Annotated in this window: 15 protein-coding genes; 6 read left to right on the forward strand and 9 right to left on the reverse strand. The window is 41.4% G+C overall.

Going from position 1 to position 16,546, the window contains the following annotated elements; translation table 11 throughout:
* Positions 1 to 5 precede the first annotated feature (5 nt).
* Entirely contained in the window at positions 6 to 365 is a 360-nt protein-coding gene (locus MURRU_RS03155) for an endonuclease domain-containing protein (RefSeq protein WP_014031973.1), read from the forward strand.
* A gap of 42 nt (positions 366 to 407) precedes the next feature.
* Here MURRU_RS03155 and argS read toward each other — a convergent pair whose 3' ends face one another.
* Positions 408 to 2,186, reverse strand: a complete 1,779-nt coding sequence (argS, locus tag MURRU_RS03160) for an arginine--tRNA ligase (RefSeq protein ID WP_014031974.1) — start codon at positions 2,184 to 2,186, stop codon at positions 408 to 410.
* Positions 2,187 to 2,279: 93 nt separating this feature from the next.
* Here argS and MURRU_RS03165 point away from each other — a divergent pair, with 93 nt between their 5' ends.
* The 4 genes from MURRU_RS03165 to MURRU_RS17735 all read left to right on the forward strand — a co-directional run bounded on the left by MURRU_RS03165 (position 2,280) and on the right by MURRU_RS17735 (position 6,272).
* Positions 2,280 to 2,705, forward strand: coding sequence for a hypothetical protein (locus MURRU_RS03165; RefSeq protein ID WP_014031975.1), 426 nt, complete (start codon positions 2,280 to 2,282; stop codon positions 2,703 to 2,705).
* A complete protein-coding gene (locus tag MURRU_RS03170; protein ID WP_014031976.1) occupies positions 2,702 to 4,126 on the forward strand; it encodes an SDR family oxidoreductase in 1,425 nt (474 codons plus the stop codon). The genes MURRU_RS03165 and MURRU_RS03170 overlap by 4 nt, the downstream gene beginning before the upstream one ends.
* Positions 4,127 to 4,447: 321 nt before the next feature.
* Complete coding sequence (locus MURRU_RS03175; RefSeq protein WP_014031977.1) at positions 4,448 to 5,962, forward strand: peptidase associated/transthyretin-like domain-containing protein; 1,515 nt, start codon at positions 4,448 to 4,450, stop codon at positions 5,960 to 5,962.
* 121 nt (positions 5,963 to 6,083) lie between these two features.
* Positions 6,084 to 6,272 carry a hypothetical protein gene (locus MURRU_RS17735; RefSeq protein WP_148261471.1) on the forward strand — a complete coding sequence of 63 codons (189 nt, stop codon included), beginning with the start codon at positions 6,084 to 6,086 and terminating at the stop codon, positions 6,270 to 6,272.
* A gap of 148 nt (positions 6,273 to 6,420) precedes the next feature.
* Here MURRU_RS17735 and ctlX read toward each other — a convergent pair whose 3' ends face one another.
* Together ctlX and MURRU_RS03185 are read right to left on the reverse strand one after the other, a co-directional pair.
* The gene (ctlX, locus tag MURRU_RS03180; RefSeq protein ID WP_041801269.1) at positions 6,421 to 7,326 is read right to left on the reverse strand and encodes a citrulline utilization hydrolase CtlX; all 906 of its coding nucleotides are present in this window, start codon (positions 7,324 to 7,326) and stop codon (positions 6,421 to 6,423) included.
* An 83-nt stretch (positions 7,327 to 7,409) separates the two neighbouring features.
* A complete protein-coding gene (locus MURRU_RS03185) occupies positions 7,410 to 8,324 on the reverse strand; it encodes a dimethylarginine dimethylaminohydrolase family protein (RefSeq protein ID WP_041801270.1) in 915 nt (304 codons plus the stop codon).
* Positions 8,325 to 8,667: 343 nt separating this feature from the next.
* On the opposite strand from MURRU_RS03185, the gene MURRU_RS03190 reads away from it, so the two are divergent.
* Positions 8,668 to 9,060 (forward strand): hypothetical protein, encoded by a 393-nt coding sequence (locus MURRU_RS03190; protein ID WP_148261472.1) that lies wholly within the window; start codon positions 8,668 to 8,670, stop codon positions 9,058 to 9,060.
* A gap of 57 nt (positions 9,061 to 9,117) precedes the next feature.
* On the opposite strand, the gene MURRU_RS03195 is transcribed toward MURRU_RS03190, so the two are convergent.
* The 6 genes from MURRU_RS03195 to MURRU_RS03220 form a co-directional block, all read right to left on the reverse strand.
* On the reverse strand, positions 9,118 to 10,401 hold the full coding sequence (locus tag MURRU_RS03195) for a citrate synthase (protein WP_014031982.1): 1,284 nt from the start codon (positions 10,399 to 10,401) through the stop codon (positions 9,118 to 9,120).
* 119 nt (positions 10,402 to 10,520) lie between these two features.
* Positions 10,521 to 12,059, reverse strand: a complete 1,539-nt coding sequence (locus MURRU_RS03200; protein WP_014031983.1) for a glycogen synthase — start codon at positions 12,057 to 12,059, stop codon at positions 10,521 to 10,523.
* Positions 12,060 to 12,177: 118 nt separating this feature from the next.
* The gene (gene eno / locus MURRU_RS03205; protein ID WP_014031984.1) at positions 12,178 to 13,470 is read right to left on the reverse strand and encodes a phosphopyruvate hydratase; all 1,293 of its coding nucleotides are present in this window, start codon (positions 13,468 to 13,470) and stop codon (positions 12,178 to 12,180) included.
* A gap of 282 nt (positions 13,471 to 13,752) precedes the next feature.
* Positions 13,753 to 14,865: a glutamine-hydrolyzing carbamoyl-phosphate synthase small subunit gene (gene carA, locus MURRU_RS03210; RefSeq protein ID WP_014031985.1), complete on the reverse strand. Its 1,113-nt coding sequence runs from the start codon at positions 14,863 to 14,865 to the stop codon at positions 13,753 to 13,755.
* A 97-nt stretch (positions 14,866 to 14,962) separates the two neighbouring features.
* On the reverse strand, positions 14,963 to 15,475 hold the full coding sequence (rplQ, locus tag MURRU_RS03215; RefSeq protein ID WP_014031986.1) for a 50S ribosomal protein L17: 513 nt from the start codon (positions 15,473 to 15,475) through the stop codon (positions 14,963 to 14,965).
* Positions 15,476 to 15,535: 60 nt separating this feature from the next.
* Entirely contained in the window at positions 15,536 to 16,528 is a 993-nt protein-coding gene (locus tag MURRU_RS03220) for a DNA-directed RNA polymerase subunit alpha (protein WP_014031987.1), read from the reverse strand.
* Positions 16,529 to 16,546: the final 18 nt, after the last annotated feature.

Raw genomic sequence — 16,546 nt, forward strand, 5'->3', positions numbered from 1 at the left:
GATTGATGAAGAAAAGAATCCATAATCGTAAAGAATTAGAACATTTTCGAAAAAAGTTGAGAAAGAACTTAACCCCTGCCGAAGCCTTTCTGTGGCGACATCTAAAAGCTAAAAAATTACAGGGAAAGCGTTTCAACCGTCAGCACAGTATCAAAAACTATATTGTAGATTTTTATTGTGCATCTGAAAAACTGGTAATCGAATTGGATGGAGCTGTTCATAATACACCCCTAGCACAAGAATACGATGCAAAACGTACTAAAGTTTTGAATGAATTAGGTTTTACCGTAATCCGATTTGAGAATAAAATGGTATTTGAAAATTTGGAATCCGTACTCTCGGAAATTTCAGAACATTTTAAATAATCCCACAGGCTTCTCCCTTTAAAAAGGGAGATAACAGAGGGATTACATCCGCTCAGGAACATCTATGCCCAATAAGTGGAACGCTGACCGAATCACCTCACCCACTTTTTGCGACAACTGCACCCTAAAGTTTTTCTTCTGATCATCCGTTTCGCCCAAAATAGATACTTGTTGGTAGAACGAGTTGAACTCCTTAACCAAATCATAAGTATAGTTGGCGATCAAGGCAGGACTAAAGTTTTCCGCCGCCAACTGCACCGTTTCAGGAAACAATTGGATTTGCTTCAACAACTCCTTCTCCTTTTCGTGCAAGTCCATTGTCATGTCGAGCGCAGTCGAGACATTGAAATCCGCCTTGCGCAAAATAGACTGGATCCTAGCATAAGTATACTGGATAAACGGCCCTGTGTTCCCTTGGAAATCTACCGACTCTTCAGGGTTGAACAAGATGCGCTTCTTGGGGTCCACTTTTAAGATGTAATATTTCAAGGCACCCAAACCAATGGTTCGGTACAATTGCCTTTTTTCTTCTTCGGAATAGCCGTCCAACTTGCCCAATTCTTGCGAAATGGACGCTGCGGTATCTTCCATGTTTTTAATCAGGTCGTCCGCATCCACTACGGTACCTTCCCTACTCTTCATTTTTCCGCTGGGCAGGTCTACCATACCATAGCTTAAGTGGTACAATTGCTCTGCCCACGAGTATCCCAATTTTTTCAGGATAAGGAACAACACCTTAAAATGATAATCCTGCTCGTTCCCTACGGTATACACCATTCCGTTGATATCTGGAAAATCGGTTACCCGTTGTATCGCCGTACCAATATCTTGCGTCATATACACCGCGGTTCCATCGGAACGAAGAACTATTTTTTCATCCAGCCCTTCCTCGGTAAGGTCGATCCAAACACTACCATCATCTTTTTTGAAGAAAACGCCTCGTTCCAAACCATCTTTTACCACATCGCGACCCAATAAATAGGTATCGCTCTCGTAGTACAACGTATCAAAATCAACACCTAGATTTTTGTAGGTGGTATCAAAACCATCGTACACCCAACCGTTCATTTTTTTCCATAGCGCCACTACTTCTTCATCACCAGCTTCCCACTTTCTGAGCATTTCTTGGGCTTCTAACAAAATTGAAGCTTCTTTCTCCGCTTTATCCTTTGGAGTTCCTGACTCTATCAACTCGGAAATCTGCTCTTTGTACACTTTATCAAAAGCTACATAGTATTTCCCGACCAAGTGATCCCCTTTCAATCCAGAAGATTCAGGCGTTTCTCCTTCGCCAAATTTTAGCCAGGCCAACATGCTCTTGCAGATATGGATTCCACGATCATTAATAATCTGCGTTTTGTACACTTTTTTGCCCGAAGCCTTCAAAATTTCGGCCACGGAATAGCCCAAAAGATTGTTTCGGATATGCCCCAAGTGCAAAGGCTTGTTGGTATTGGGAGAAGAATATTCCACCATGATCGCATCATCGGACTGTGATTTCACATAACCAAAATCGGTCTCTTCCTTGATGCTGTTGAAGAAATTGAGGTAATAGCTGTCTTCAATAACAATATTCAAAAAGCCTTGTACCACATTGCATTTGGATACTTCATCAACATGCTCCTCTAAATATTCCCCAATCTGCCCCCCAATCGCGGCAGGATTTCCCTTTACATAACGCAACATGGGAAACACCACAACGGTAATGTCTCCTTCAAAATCCTTTCGGGTAGGTTGAAATTCCACCGTGGGCAGGTCAACTTGGTACAGTTGTTTTACCGCTTCGATCACTTTTTGGGTCAAATCGTTTTGCAAACTCATCTAAAAGGCTTTTCAGGGCGCAAAACTACGGATTTTTTGGGCTTTTCCCACACCATTATCAAATGGTCGGTCTTAATTTGACTATTTTTAGATATGCTATTGAACGTATCCTACAACGATAAAAAAATCACCAAAAAAATTGACGAAGCCGTGGGCAAACCCCTCCCCATAAAAGAGCGTTTTTCCATGGGCGGTATCGGTTCACCAAAATTATATATTACCGAAGCCAGTATCGACATCTACAATCTGCTTATTTTGGACAGCAGCACCAACACCTGCAATGTTGAAATCCGTCCCAATGGTATTATTGTTCGGTTCCGTTCCCGCTTGGAGACCTATGGTCTGATCATTCCCTATTACAAATTGAATGTTCATAAAGGTGACATTGGTATTTACTCCATTTATATGGACCACTATTTTATTAAAGTACGTTCGGACACCAAGGCCATCCAACGATTTTTTCAGAAATTATTGGATCATCGAGCGGACAATCTACCCACCAACCTTGAAGATTTATGAAAATATTGTTGACTGGAGCCAATGGCTACATTGGGATGCGTTTATTGCCCAAACTTTTGGATATGGGCCACCAGGTCGTCTGTGCTGTTCGTGATGAAAAAAGATTATCGGTCGATACCAAGACCCGCTCCAAAATCGCCGTTGTGGAAATTGATTTTTTGGACGACCCCAAAAAGCAAAAAGCTCCCACAGATATTGATGCCGCCTACTACCTGATACATTCGATGACCTCTTCGGTCACAGATTTTGATGAAAAGGAGGCACAAGCAGCCAAAAACTTCAATGCCATTTTGGAGAATACCCAATGCAAACAGGTAATTTATCTCAGCGGTATTGTTAACGATAAAAAACTATCCAAACACTTAAGCTCCAGAAAAAATGTGGAAGAAATTCTTTACAAAGGCCCTTTTCATGTTACGGTGCTTCGTGCGGGGATCATTGTAGGTTCTGGTAGCTCTTCATTTGAAATAATCCGTGATCTCTGCGAAAAACTGCCCATTATGATTACGCCAAAATGGGTGCTTACCAAAACACAGCCCATCGCCATTCGGGATGTGATTCAGTTCCTAACCGAAGTTCTGGGAAACAAGGACACTTACGACCAATCTTTTGATATTGGTGGGCCAGACATTCTCACGTACAAGGATATGTTGCACGGTTATGCGAAGGTCCGTGGTTTTAAAAACTGGATTTTTACCGTTCCCGTGATGACACCCAAGCTATCTTCATACTGGCTTTATTTTGTTACCTCAACTTCGTACAAGTTAGCTATGAACCTGGTGGATAGCATGAAAATGGAAGTAGTGGCCCAAGACAATCGGTTACAAGAAATGCTGGGGATTGAAACCCATACTTACGAAGAGGCCATAGATTTGGCTTTCAAAAAAATTGAGCAAAACCTCGTAATAAGCAGTTGGAAGGACAGCATTGCCAGCGGACAAATCAAAGAAGACCTCAACGAATATATCCAAGTACCCAAATATGGTGTGCTTCAGGATAAAAAATCCATCCGTATTAAAGATGAAGATGCCGTTTTGAATAATATTTGGCGTATTGGCGGCGAAACCGGGTGGTATTATGGCAACTGGCTGTGGAAAATCCGTGGGTTTTTGGATAAATTGGTAGGTGGACCAGGACTCCGGCGCGGGCGCACCCATCCCTACAGACTATTTCCAGGAGATGCATTGGACTTTTGGCGTGTGCTTTTGGCCGATAAAAAAAATAAACGTCTGCTTCTTTTTGCCGAAATGCGAACTCCGGGTGAGGCTTGGCTCGAGTTTAAGATTAAGGACGGAGTACTTTATCAAACCGCAACCTTTCGTCCCAAAGGCTTATTGGGACGATTGTACTGGTATTCCGTGCTGCCCTTCCACCTTTTTATTTTTGGGAATATGATCCGGAATATTGCAAAATCTCGATAATCATCCAGTTAAAAGTTAAGATGTCATTCCGTGCTTGACACGGAATCTCATCCAACCCTATGAGATATTGTCATTTCGAAATGAGCTGCAATGCATAGATTGAGAAGTCTTCACTATTCTCATATTTCACGTCCCGATAATTATCGGGAGCGCTCGAAATGACAATCACCCTAACTCCTAAGCTGTTAAAATACTATTAAGCCGCATCGCGATTCCGTTTTTCTTTGCACTTTGTCACAAATTTCCCCAACGTTCGTCTAAACAACAGGCAACCTTTCCTCCCCAAAAGGAGTCTTAACTAATATAATCATACATAAAACTATGTCCGTTAAAAAAGCTTTTCTCCTTACTTATTTCTTGCTTTTGACCGCATTCCCGTTGGTGTCACAAACCATAAGTTCCCGTTTGGTGGATGCCAAGACCCAAAAAGGAATTCCCTATGCCACCATACAATATGGGGAGCACCAAGGAGTAATCACTAATGATGAAGGCCGTTTCAGTTTTGTGTTGGAAGAAGGTACCGCCCTGCCCGACTCCATTTATGTGACTTCCATGGGCTATGAGAAAAAAGGCTTCACGCTGGAACAGATGCAGGACAGCTTGGTTACTTTAAATGCCAAGGCCATTGAACTGAGCGGAGTTTATGTTTTTGACAAGGAACTGGAAGTGGACGACATCATTGAAAAAATGATAGAAAACATACCCCAAAACGTGAACAAAGCCCCCATAAAACAACGATTTTTCCTTAGGAAGTCGGAATTGGCCAATATGCACAAGGTAGATTTTGGATTTGAAAAATCATCCATCAAAGAACTCAACAAGGAATTGATGGACAGCATTGCCCGATCTATCCCTAAAAATGCATCGCACTACACCGAGAGTTTTGGCGACTTCTACAAAAACGACACCGATTACAAGCTCAATATTATAAAAGCCGCCGACCTGTACGATAAACGCGATGTGAGCTCTTTTGAAGATTTGGCGGAACACATGGAGGACATTTTTACGGCGAACGTAAAGCCGGGTTCTTATCTAAAGATAAAATCGGGGATTTTTAGTGAAAAGATACAGGTGGATTCCATTCTGGACACTATGGACGACGAACGGATGGACCAGGCAAAAAAACTGAAAGCCCAAGTAAAAAAAGATAGTGTTTCCGGCTTAACCGATAGCCAACGTTGGCAGTTCAAGGAACTATTGAGCCAACTGTACTATAAAGATGATACCAAATTGGATTTGGTGGACAAAAACCGCCGTTACGAGTTTAAACTGGCGGGCTATGCCGATATTGGCGATGCAGGGGTGTATGTGGTCGACTTTTGGCCCAAGCGAAGCAGTGCCGATTTTAAAGGCCGGCTCTACATCAACATTGAAGACTTTGCCGTAATGCGGTTGGACTTTACCAATACCCAACGCCTGCGTAATTTTAGGTTGCTGGGCATCACCTATCGCGAAACGATGTACAAGGGCACCATGCGATTTGCCAAACTGCCCAATGGCAAGTACGACCTTCAGTTTATGGAATTGGCCGATGGTAAATTCTTTGGGGTGGACCGGCCCTTAAAAGTGGTAGAAAAGAACAAACATGTAAAGGGCCGTCGCAAACAGAACGAATTGAAACTGAACATTGATTTCCAGATGAACATTACTGCCAAATGGGAACTCGTGGTCTTCAACCAAGATAACATTGCCGAAAGCGAGTTCAAGTCCTTTAAAGTGGACAAAACGGTGAAGGCTACCTATATGCCACGCTACGACCCGGAGTTTTGGAAAGGCTACACCATTATGGAGCCCAACCAGGCCATTCGTGGGTTTACGGCCGAGGAGGAAGATTAGTTATGAGTTTTGGGTTAAGAGTTCTGAGTTTCCAAATTACAAATTTGGGATAAAGGGACTTCCATTGCTTACAACTTGTCATTTATGACATTAAACCGTTTTCCAAACTATTGTTACTTGCTTGCCTAAAGGTAAGGATGGACATAGAAGAATATTTATCGCAATGGACGGTTTTCCTGAAGAACTGGCCAAAGTTTTAGATTTGGCCGTAGAAATGCTGTTTTATTTGGAAGAGGATACGTTTGACCGTAAGGAGGTGCAACAAGTTGTTGCTACGCTTAGGGGTATTGTAGTTGGGTTGAGGGAATGAGGTGCAAAGCAGCGATTGAGAAATCCCCACTATTTCTAGATTTCTCACATCCGTTCGAAATGACAATTTAATACTTCGAGAAAATCCGTGCAATTCGTGTCAAAAAACATATTCCGACAACACCCCTCAGGTCCCCTCAAGGGGACAATTATGCCTTCGGCAAAAATACTTCCGCCATCATACAACGAGCACTACCGCCCCCACAAGTCTCAATGGTATCCAAAGGACTATGGATGATTGGACAATGTTTTTCAATGTTCATGATTTGTTCTTGAGTAAGGCTATTGTAAGCTTGGGTGCTCATCACCATGTAACGTTGGTCGTCCGCACCTACAACTTGCAGCATATTACCGGCAAAGTGGCACATTTGTTCCTCGGTGATTCTGATAACTTCCTTACCGTCCATCTTAATATGCTCGACCACATTCTTTCGTTCTTTTTTATCATCAATGGAGTCTAGGCAAATCACAGCAAAGGTTTCGGCCATGGCCATCATCACATTAGTGTGATAAATGGGCAATCGTTCACCCTCTACCGTTTGGTTGGCATGAAAAATCACAGGAAAACAATCAAAATCCTCGCAAAATTCTATAAAAAGCTCTTCATGGGCGCGTTCGGAAAGAGCACAATACGCTTTTTTATTGACTCTATCTTTGAGGATACTACCGGTTCCTTCCAGAAATACTCCCTCATCCTCAGCAGCTGTATAATCCATAATATTGTTGATGACAAAACCGTTTTCCTCCAACAATTCAAAAACATCCTCCCTACGTTCCTTTTTGCGATTTTCGGCAAACATGGGGTACACACAAACGGTTCCGCTCTCGTGAAAAGAAACCCAGTTGTTCGGAAAAATGGAATCCGGTGTATCGCGCTCCATATCATCGTTAATGGTAATCACGTTAACACCATGCTCCCGAAGAACCTTTACAAACTGGTCGAACTCTTGTTGCGCTTTTTTATTGATTTCGACATTTTTAAGATGCGGGTCTTCCTGAAAATAATTATTAACAGCGGTTTGCTCGTTCATCCTAAAGTTTACGGGACGCACCATAAGAATGGTGTTTGTAATCTGCTTTCTCAATATTTTGACTGTTTTGGCTATACCTGTGGCAGCAGGAAAGTTGGGTTAAAAAATCATGCTCTGATCAAAGGCATGGTGCTACAGCGCAACAGGCCTTCTTGTTTGGCGATTTCGGCATAGGAAATCTCCTCAACGGTGAATCCTTGGTCTCGAAGCCAATTGTTAAGTCGGGTAAAACTCTTTTCCGACACTACCACCTCGGGCGATATGGAAAAAACATTACTGAACATTTGGTACATTTCTTCTTTATCGATCTCAAAAATATTCTCCGATCCAAAGAAATCTACCAAATATTGGTATTCCTCCTCTACCAAGAATCCATTTTTATGCAAAATGGCTTTATCCTTGCCCACGGGTTGAAAACAACAATCCAAATGTAGTGCATTCTCCTTGGGGTCGGTATTGGATTTTCTGAGTTCGAAGGATTTTACCGTTTTATGGGGAAACATACCTCTAATAAATTCCACTGCTTCCCTATTGGTCCGTGCCGTAATATAACTTGCGTAGTCTGCACCCGAATAGGTTCCGATAAAAATATGGTCGTTCCAGGGCATTACATCGCCCCCTTCTATATGTGCTTCTTCTGGTGGGCGAACTATCTTTTTGGGGTCTATTTTGTCCAATACATTATGAATGGCCACAAACTCACGCTCCCTATCGGGCAAAATATTGGCATGAAACATTTTATCCTCTATAACAAAGGCAATATCTCTTGCGAAGATCTGGTTGCAATCCTTAAGCACTTCCGGTCTATAGACATCCACCCCATATTTATGGAACACTTGGGCAAAGCCTTCCATTTCTTTAACCATATCCGCTTCTTTGGGATAAGTGCCCGCCTTAATATGCTCTATGGATTTAGGGTCGTAAGCCTCATCAATAGTAGGTATAGGTCCACTACTTTGGGCCGTTCCCAAAATAACAGCTTTTAATTTACTGGTCTCATCAACAATGTTCAATTCAATCATACACGATTCATTAATGGCCAAAAAAACCGGCCGTTGAAAGTGATAAGGATAATCCTTAGAATACGGTGACAAATCTAGTGTTTTACTTCAATTTCCCCTTTGTTAAATAATAAAATTACCTACTTTATTTAAGGTTTTCCATTATAAGAACAAAGGAATATAATTTTAAATCAATGATTTGTATATCAAATGATTAAAATGAAAAATAAAATTTAAGAAACTGACTTTGATCAGGTTTTTGTTCATATTAATCATTACATTTGCAATAAGATTTTTCTTACAAATGAAAAGATTGCTACTTACATCGGTTCTGCTAGCCTCAGTGTTTATTACATTGAGCGGTATGAATGCGTTTCAAAAAATGGAAGATATTAATTTTAATTCCAAAGAACAGATGGAATCTGTTTACGCTGTAAAATATGATGATTGTATCACAGAGAGTGATTTTCCTGAAGGTTATCTATCTATAAATCAGGATGCCGACCAAGATGTGGATTGGAATATTATGAAGGTAAACCAATCCATTAACAAATACCGTAAATCTTTAGAGTCTACTTTAAAGAATTTAAGTACTGTGGACGCACATGATTTTATACATCAAACATTTCAAAAGGCGAAAAGTTCCATGGAAAACGACAATACCTCTGAAATACAGAAACATTACTTTAGTGGCATTATGTGGATATGCTATGACAAAGACAAGGATTTAAATCAAAATAGCGTAACCATACTATAGTTCCCCCATAAAAAAGGGGCGAGATTCGCCCCTTTTTAATTCTTTTCGTCCCAAATCTTATCTTTTTTCCAACGGAACAAAGCTTCTGAGGTTTTCCCCGATATAGACTTGTCTTGGTCTTCCAATAGGTTCTTTTCTAAGTCTCATTTCTCTCCATTGCGCAATCCATCCGGGCAATCTACCGAGAGCGAACATTACGGTAAACATTTCTGTGGGTATGCCCAAAGCGCGATAGATAATTCCTGAGTAGAAATCCACATTGGGGTATAGTTTTCTATCTACAAAGTAGCTGTCTTCCAAAGCTTCTTTTTCCAATCCTTTGGCAATGTCCAAAATAGGGTCTTCAATGCCTAAGTTGCCCAATACTTCGTCAGCTGATTTTTTAATGATCTTAGCCCTTGGATCAAAGTTTTTGTACACACGGTGTCCAAAGCCCATTAATCTGAATGGATCATTCTTATCCTTGGCTTTGGCCATATATTTTTTTGTATCACCTCCGTCGGCTTCAATTGCTTCGAGCATTTCCAACACTGCTTGGTTGGCACCGCCGTGCAGTGGTCCCCAAAGTGCAGAAATACCTGCAGAAAGGGAAGCAAAAAGCCCGGCATGCGAAGAACCCACAATACGTACGGTTGATGTAGAGCAGTTTTGTTCGTGATCTGCATGTAGAATCAATAATTTGTCCAAGGCATCAATAGCAATCCTATCTCTCTTATACTCTTGGTTAGGTCTTTTGAACATCATCTTATGTATGTTCTCGACATAACCGAGGCTATCATCGCCATAATCCAAAGGAAGACCTTTTTTCTTACGCATGGTCCAAGCCACCAATACTGGGAACTTTGCCAATATACGAACAATGGAGTTGTACATGGCCGATTCGGATGACACATCTACACAAGATGGGTTAAAGGCCACCAATGCACTGGTTAATGAAGACAACACTCCCATTGGGTGTGCCGATTTTGGAAAACCGTCCAAAATCTTCTTCATTTCCTCATCCACTTGCGACTCTTCTTTAATATCGCTATGGAATTTTTCCAGCTGCTCTTTGTTTGGCAATTCACCAAAAATCAAAAGATAGGCTACTTCTAAAAAGTCGGCTTTCTCGGCTAAATCTTCAATTGAATACCCCCGATACCTCAAGATTCCTTTCTCACCGTTTAGGAAGGTAATAGCACTTTCACACGATCCAGTATTTTTGTAACCGGGATCTATAGTCACCATTCCTGTTGAGGCCCTCAAGGTTTTAATATCTATGGCCAATTCATCTTCAGTACCTTTGATAACGGGGAATTCATATCTTTCTCCCCCATATTCGAGTATAGCTTTATCCGACATTTTATATTTTAATAGATTAGTAAAAATAGAAAGCGGAAAATACGAAAAAGCGCAACCATTAACAATTTCCAACCGCTATTTGTGTTGATATTAACGTGAAAACGATATAGAAAATTTGCTTAATCCAACTTGTAAAGTAGTTTGTAATATTGATCAACGGATTTCTCCCATGTGAAACGTTTTTTTCTTGCGGCGGCCTGTATTTTTTTCCAGGTCGGCTTATCATTTTCAAACACATCCAGAGCCATGTCCAAAGCTCCCAACATGTTTTTTATTTTTTCATCGTAACTGTCTCCGTCAAAGGCAAAACCAGTTATCATATGGTCCACCGTATCCTTTAACCCTCCTGTGTGGTGCACCAAACAAGGATTTCCGTTTCGCATGGCCAACATTTGGCTGATGCCGCAGGGTTCAAAAAGGCTGGGCATAAAATATAGGTCGGATTCCAAATACATGGAATCGATGAGTTTTTCGGATTGACCGTTCGTAAAAATAAAGTTCTTGTGCTCGTAGCTCAACTTTCTAAAAAGTTCCTCATACTCCGGAGCACCTGTTCCCAATAGCATAAATATTCCATCCACCTTCTCCAAGTGTTTCAGGATTTCCACGAATGCCTCGGGCGAACGCATAAAAAAATAAAACTTTTGCTCCGTTAAACGTGCTACGCTGGATGCAATGAATTTTGGTCGTTCATCCACAAATGCCATAATTTTTTCTCCTGTGTGCGCTAAAAAATCAGCTTTGTATTTTTTATCCTCTTGCTGTAGCCATCCGAACAATGCTTTGACCGTATTTCGGTAAATATTACCCTTCTTCTCTTTATTGATATTTTTGTAGTTACATCCATTTAAAATACCGAACAACCGTCCTTCTTGGTCTGCTTTTTGCAAATCCTTTTCCAATCCCTCACCTCCAATAAATTCAGGGGGCGAACTTGGCAGCAGCACATCTTCTTTATAAGAAGGTGAAACGGTGTGTACGGCATCGGCAAAACGGATACCTACCGCCATTAGGTTGATACAGTCCTGATACCTATAGTCCATCAATTTTTGATAATCCAAGGGCAGGTTGGGAAACCAGTTTTTTACGGATGAATAGTTTCCATCAAAAGGGCGTATTCCTTGAATGGCCAAATTATGAATGCTGTATACCGTCCTGATATCTTTTAGGTTGGTGTACTCGGGGTGATACTCCCTTAAAAACAATAACAAACTGGAGTGCCAGTCGTGCAGATGCACTATATCCAAATCTCCAAACGCTCCCTGTTTTATGGCTTCTGCCACTGCTGTACAAAATATAACAAACTTAATGGCATCGGTATAGAATGGTTCTTCTGGGTCATTATGATAAATGTGTGCAATATCTCCAGCCTCTATCTCTGGATGATGCAGTACATAGTGGAAAATATTTGGAAACTCCTTTTTGGGCTGTACTTCATACAATTCCGCAGTGGTTTTTATACCCCGCAGCGTAAAGTTTAACGTGGTTCTGGGCAATCCCCCTTTATGAAGCCTTGAATAAGCTGGCACCACTACGTGAACCTTGTCTCCCCGGTCCGAAATTTGTCTGGGCACATCGCGAACCACGTCGCCCATACCGCCTGCTTTACAATTTTCCAAAGCATCGTTTTCGGCGGCAACAAAAAGAAAGTTATTCATGCAGGAGAATTTTAAGGTAGTTTAGTGAACCATTAAGTTAACCAAACTTTGTTATTGAAACAAAAAAAAGCCTTTCCCAAATGGGAAAGGCTTTTTGTATGCTAAATAATTATTATGCTTATTTTACCTTGAAGGCTTTTTCCTGAGGATAGTAAGCAATGTCTCCCAACTCTTCCTCAATTCTCAACAATTGATTGTACTTGGCCATACGGTCACTCCTAGAAGCTGAACCGGTCTTAATTTGACCTGTGTTCAATGCCACTGCCAAATCGGCGATGGTATTGTCTTCAGTTTCACCGGATCTGTGAGACATTACAGAAGTATAACCTGCATTTTTAGCCATGTTTACGGCAGCGATGGTCTCTGTTAATGTGCCGATTTGGTTCACCTTGATCAAAATGGAATTGGCGATGCCATTTTCGATACCACGGGATAAACGTTCTACATTCGTTACGAACAAGTCATCCCCAACCAATTGTACCTTGTTACCGATTTTTTCGGTCAGTACTTTCCAACCGTCCCAATCGTTTTCATCCATTCCATCCTCAATGGAAATGATTGGATATTTATCACAAAGGTCGGCAAGATACTGTGCTTGCTCCTCAGAAGTCCTGACCACCCCCTTGCTACCTTCGAATTTTGTATAATCGTAAGCACCGTCAACATAGAACTCAGCGGCAGCACAATCCAATGCGATCATTATATCGTCACCTAATTTGTAGCCTGCTTTTTCAACAGCTTTTCCAATGGTATCCAAAGCATCTTCGGTACCACCTTCCAAAGTTGGTGCAAATCCACCCTCATCACCTACAGCAGTACTCAAACCACGGTCATGCAGTACTTTTTTAAGGTTGTGGAAAATCTCCGTTCCCATTTGCATGGCATGGCTAAAGTCCTTTGCCTTTACCGGCATTACCATAAACTCTTGGAATGCAATGGGTGCATCGGAGTGCGAACCTCCATTGATTATGTTCATCATTGGTACTGGAAGCGTGTTGGCACTAACACCACCTACGTAACGATACATGGGCATTCCCAACTCGTTGGCCGCTGCTTTTGCTACTGCCAAGGAGACACCCAATATGGCATTGGCACCCAATTTTGATTTGTTCGGGGTACCATCCAATTCGATCATGGCTTGGTCTATATAATTCTGCTCAAAAACAGAAGTTCCGATCAATTCCTCTGCAATAATGGTATTTACGTTGTTCACGGCTTTGCCAACTCCTTTGCCCATAAAGGAATCGCCACCATCTCGCAACTCAACGGCTTCATGCTCTCCAGTAGAGGCTCCAGAAGGGACTGCTGCCCTCCCCATAATTCCATTTTCGGTTACTACATCTACTTCTACTGTTGGATTTCCTCTGGAATCCAATATCTGTCTTGCATGAATGTTGATAATGATGCTCATTTTAATTCAATGTTTTATAGTTGTGATTATTTGGGCTAAGATACAAAAGGTGGCGTTTTTAACTCCATGATATTACACACAAAACGCACTTAATTGCTTAAAAACAAAACTATAACGTTTTAGAAACTGTTTAGAAATTTGTCAATTGTTTTCCTATGTCCCTTTTTCCGCATTTTTTCGTTATAATCTTGAACCGTAACCACGGCTATGCTTAAAAATTACGCCTCAAACTGCGAAAAAATGGCTTATACCAATTCCAATCACAAATTCCTAAACAGGCTCTTAGTTTTTCCTAGCCTTGATCAAATCAAAGAACTGGTCGAACAGATAATCCGCATCGTGTGGACCTGGACTTGCTTCTGGGTGGTATTGTACCGAGAATACATCCTTGTTCTTCATTTTGATACCTGCCACCGTTTGATCGTTCAAATGGGTGTGGGTGATTTCCAACTCGGCATTGGCTTCTGTTTCTTCCCTATTTACCGAGAATCCGTGGTTTTGTGAGGTGATTTCCCCTTTCCCTGTGACCAAGTTTAGGATAGGGTGGTTGATTCCTCTGTGCCCATTGTGCATTTTATAGGTGGAAACGCCATTGGCCAAGGCCAATACTTGGTGTCCCAAACAAATCCCGAACAATGGTTTGTTGGAAGCAATCATTTCTTTGGTGGCTGCCACGGCATCCGTCAGAGGTTCTGGGTCACCAGGTCCATTGGAAATAAAATATCCGTCCGGGTTCCATTCCTTCATTTCGCTGTAAGAAGTATTGTACGGGAATACTTTGATGTAGGCTCCTCGCTTTGCCAAGCTTCTCAAAATGTTCTTTTTGATTCCGATATCCAAAGCGGATATTTTGTATTCAGCATTTTCATCTCCGTAGAAATAGGGCTCGTTGGTGGACACTTTGGATGATAGTTCCAAGCCCTCCATACTCGGCACTTGGCTCAACTCTTTTTTTAGGGCATCAATGTCGTCCACTTTTGTGGAGATCAATGCATTCATGGCTCCATTATCCCTTATGTAGCTCACCAAAGCACGGGTGTCCACATCGGAAATGGCCAATAGGTTGTTCTTGTCCAAGAATTCCAAAAGACTCATTTTGGCATCCGGCCTCGAATATTCGTAACTGAAATTTTTACAGATGAGACCTGCAATCTTTACAGAATCAGATTCCACTTCATCTTCGTGGGCACCATAATTACCAATGTGTGCATTGGTGGTCACCATTAACTGCCCATAATAAGATGGGTCGGTAAAAATCTCTTGGTAACCTGTCATCCCGGTATTGAAACATACTTCCCCTACCGCGGTGCCTTCTCTTCCTCCAACGGCCTTGCCATAAAATATGGTTCCGTCAGCCAACAAAATCAACGCTTTTTTCTTTGTGTGATACTTCATTTCGTGCTCTAGTTTCAGTTAAGATAAAAAAACATAAAAAAAGGATAAGTTTTCACTTATCCTTTTTCCTAAAATATAATAGTTAATAACATTCTTCTTATTCTTCAGAATCGTCAGTTTTAGTTTCTGCTGCTGGCGCTGGAGCAGGTGTTTCAGCTTTTTTAGCACCTCCGCCGCCTCTTCTACTTCTTCTGGTTGATTTCTTCTTCGGCTTGCCTGCGTTGTAAAGCTCGTTGAAATCCACCAGCTCGATCATTGCCATATCAGCGTTATCTCCCAAACGGTTACCCAATTTAATGATTCTTGTGTAACCTCCTGGTCTGTCACCTACTTTCTCAGCAACGGTGCTGAACAATTCTGTTACGGCCTCTTTACTTCTCAAGTTGCTGAAAACAACCCTTCTGTTGTGCGTACCTTTTTCGGTAGTCTGGTTGTTTTCGGTTTTTGCTTTAGTGATCAAAGGCTCTATAAACTGTTTCAACGCCTTGGCTTTTGCAACCGTGGTGTTGATTCTTTTATGCTCTATTAGGGAACTTCCCATATTGGCCAACATGGCCTTTCTGTGGGCGGCTGTTCTACCTAAGTGATTAAACTTCTTTCCGTGTCTCATTGTTCTAAGTTATCATCTTGCTACCAAATCCCAATCAATCAGGAGAGCAAAATATGATTATTAATCTTTATCTAATTTGTATTTGGAAAGGTCCATACCAAATTGTAGGCCTTTGTTGATGACCAATTCTTCCAATTCGGTCAATGATTTTTTTCCGAAGTTTCTGAACTTCATCAAATCGTTTTTGTTGAAGGAAACCAAATCTCCCAAAGTATCCACTTCGGCAGCTTTAAGACAGTTCAATGCCCTTACGGACAAGTCCATGTCTACCAACTTGGTCTTTAACAACTGGCGCATGTGCAATGATTCTTCATCGTAGGTCTCGGTCTGAGCAATTTCATCAGCCTCAAGGGTGATACGCTCATCGGAGAACAACATAAAGTGGTGAATCAATACTTTAGCGGCCTCGGTCAAGGCATCTTTTGGGTGAATGGAACCATCGGTGATGATTTCGAAAACCAATTTTTCATAATCGGTCTTTTGTTCTACCCTAAAGTTTTCGATGCTATATTTTACATTCTTTACAGGAGTGTAAACAGAATCGACCGCAATGCTTCCCAATGGGGCATTGGATTTTTTGTTTTCTTCTGCAGGAACATAACCACGACCTTTTTCGATTACGATTTCCATGTTGATGCTCACTTTGGGGTCCATGTTGCAGATTACCAAATCTGGGTTCAACACTTGGTATCCCGAAATGAACTTTTGGAAATCACCGGCGGTCATTTGTTCTTTTCCACTTACGGAAATAGAGACAGTTTCGCTCTCAACATCATCAATCTGTCTTTTAAACCTAACTTGTTTAAGGTTAAGGATAATTTCGGTGACGTCTTCAACAACGCCGGAAATAACAGAAAATTCATGTTCAACTCCATCTATGCGCACAGAAGTGATGGCAAAACCTTCCAAAGAGGAAAGTAATACCCTTCTCAGCGCATTCCCAACTGTTAATCCATAACCAGGTTCCAAAGGGCGAAATTCAAATTTCCCTTCGAAATCTGTTGAATCGATCATTATAACTTTATCGGGCTTCTGAAAATTAAGTAATGCCATAATTGGATTAATGTTGAA

The organism is Allomuricauda ruestringensis DSM 13258, assembly GCF_000224085.1.
Taxonomy (GTDB): Bacteria; Bacteroidota; Bacteroidia; order Flavobacteriales; family Flavobacteriaceae; genus Flagellimonas; species Flagellimonas ruestringensis.